At 71.1% G+C, this 2,058-nt stretch carries 3 protein-coding genes; all 3 read right to left on the bottom strand.

Translation table 11 applies throughout. From position 1 onward, the window contains the following. Positions 1–63 precede the first annotated feature (63 nt). On the bottom strand, positions 64–600 hold the full coding sequence (locus FNH05_RS36580) for a DUF2567 domain-containing protein (RefSeq protein ID WP_144593407.1): 537 nt from the start codon (positions 598–600) through the stop codon (positions 64–66). A 102-nt stretch (positions 601–702) separates the two neighbouring features. After that, positions 703–921 (bottom strand): biotin synthase auxiliary protein BsaP, encoded by a 219-nt coding sequence (gene bsaP / locus FNH05_RS39675; protein WP_144593406.1) that lies wholly within the window; start codon positions 919–921, stop codon positions 703–705. Continuing rightward, positions 918–1,934, bottom strand: a complete 1,017-nt coding sequence (gene bioB / locus FNH05_RS36570) for a biotin synthase BioB (protein ID WP_144593405.1) — start codon at positions 1,932–1,934, stop codon at positions 918–920. Before bioB ends, bsaP begins: the two co-directional genes overlap by 4 nt. Positions 1,935–2,058: the final 124 nt, after the last annotated feature.

Genomic DNA, 2,058 nt, shown 5'->3' with positions numbered 1-2,058 from the left:
TCCCGCGCCTGCCTGAACTGAGTTTCTGCAGTGGGTCGCGTGAGTGTTGGCCGTGAAGGGCGTTCAGCCCAGACGGCGGCCGAGGTCCTCCCGGCCGTTCCAGCCGGCGAGCAGGCCGTAGACCAGTGCGGTCGCCAGGGGCTGCGCCACCAGCACCCACCCCGACTCCAGCCGCGGAGCCACCTCGATGACGTCGCCGAGCTTCGGCGCGGTGGCCACGGAGTACAGACCGTTGGCGAGCGCGAGGCCCAGCACGCTGCCGAGCCAGGCGGCCAGCAGCGCCCCGCCCACCGCGGCGGTCAGCACCACGGGGCCGCGCCGGGACCTCATCAGCCACACCGCGACCCCCGTGACGACACCGGCCGCCAGCCCGAGCATCGCGAAGATCGCCAGATCGTCGAACCGGTGCCAGCTCTCCAGTTGCAGCGGGACGAGCTGGCCGCCGGGGTAGACACGGACGCGTTCGGCCGGTGCCAGCCGGGACCACAGCCAGCCCAGCGGCACACCGAGCAGTCCGGCGAGCGAGAGCACGCTCACCGCGGGGAGCAGATCCGCCTTGACGATCACCTTCGGACGCGGCCGGGGCAGGCGGAACACCATCCGGCCGACCGCGACGTCACGCCGGGATCGCGGGCCCTCGCCCGCTTCCACCGATCCCTCAGCCACCCTGTCCCTTTCGCCGGCCCAACTGGCACAGCGAGACTATCCCGTCCCCTCGCTCGTGCACGCACCGTGTCGGCTGCATCGTGCCGTCCAGCTGACCGGCGACACCTGGACCACCATCCGGCGGGCGCACTGCGGGCAGAACCGGGGCGGTTCGAGTGCGGTGCGGGGAGTGCGGCAGGCCGCGTGGTCCGCACCGGCCAGCGCCAGTCCACAGTGGACGCAGTAGGCCGGCGCGCCGGAAAGGGGTGAACTCACAGCGACTCGCTCAGCGCCTTGATCGGCATCTTCAGCTCCGCCAGCATCTGGAGGTCCTGGCTCGCCGGGCGGCCGAGGTTGGTCAGGTAGTTGCCGACGATGATCGCGTTGATGCCGCCGAGCATGCCCTGCTCCGCGCCGAGGTCACCCAGCGTCAGCTCACGCCCGCCGGCGAAGCGCAGCATGGTGCGGGGCATCGCCAGCCGGAAGGCCGCGACCACCCGCAGCGCGTCCTTGCCCTCGACCACCTCGTACTTCTCGTAGGGGGTTCCGGGCTGCGGGATGAGGAAGTTCATCGGTACCTCGTGCGGGTCCAGCTCCGCCAGCTGGACGGCGAACTCCGCACGCTGCTCCTGGCTCTCCCCCATGCCGATGATCCCGCCGCAGCAGACCTCCATCCCGGCGTCCCGCACCCTGCGCAGCGTTTCCCAGCGCTCCTCCCAGGAGTGCGTGGTCACCACGTTCGGGAAATGGGAGCGCGCGGTCTCGAGGTTGTGGTTGTAGCGGTGCACGCCCATCTCGACGAGTTCGTCGACCTGCTCCTGCGTCAGCATGCCCAGCGAGCAGGCGATCTGGATGTCGTTGCCGTCCTCGCGGATCGCCTTGATGCCCTCGCGCACCTGCGACAGCAGCCGCGCGTCCGGGCCGCGGACGGCGGCGACGATGCAGAACTCGGTCGCCCCGGTCTCCGCGGTCTGCCGTGCGGCCTTCACCAGGCCCGGGATGTCCAGCCAGGCGGAGCGGACGGGGGTAGGGAACCGGCCCGACTGCGAGCAGAAATGGCAGTCCTCCGGGCAGCCGCCGGTCTTGAGGCTGATGATGCCCTCGACCTCCACCTCCGGCCCGCACCAGCGCATCCGCACCTCGTGGGCGAGGGCGAGCAGCTCGGACAGCCGATCGTCGCCAAGGCGCAGCACCTCGAGTACCTGCGGCTCGGACAGGCCGGTTCCGCGTTCGAGCACCTGCTCCCGCGCCACGGCGAGCACGTCGGTCTGTTCGGGTGCTGAGGTCACCAACAACCTTCCCTTCGGTCTTTCCGGCCACCAGGCCCTCCGGCGCCGCACGCCGGTCCCGGCCCAGCGCACCATGCTGCCGTACGGGCGTGGCGAAGAACAGCGACGAGCGTCACGTTCGCGC

It is taken from the genome of Amycolatopsis rhizosphaerae, assembly GCF_007713715.1.
GTDB lineage: Bacteria > Actinomycetota > Actinomycetes > Mycobacteriales > Pseudonocardiaceae > Amycolatopsis_E > Amycolatopsis_E rhizosphaerae.
This window is presented reverse-complemented; position numbering and strand designations above follow the sequence as displayed.

Coding starts and splice junctions, on each gene's coding strand:
- FNH05_RS36580 (WP_144593407.1), bottom strand. CDS start 600: ATGGTGTTCCGCCTGCCCCGGCCGCGTCCGAAGGTGATCGTCAAGGCG.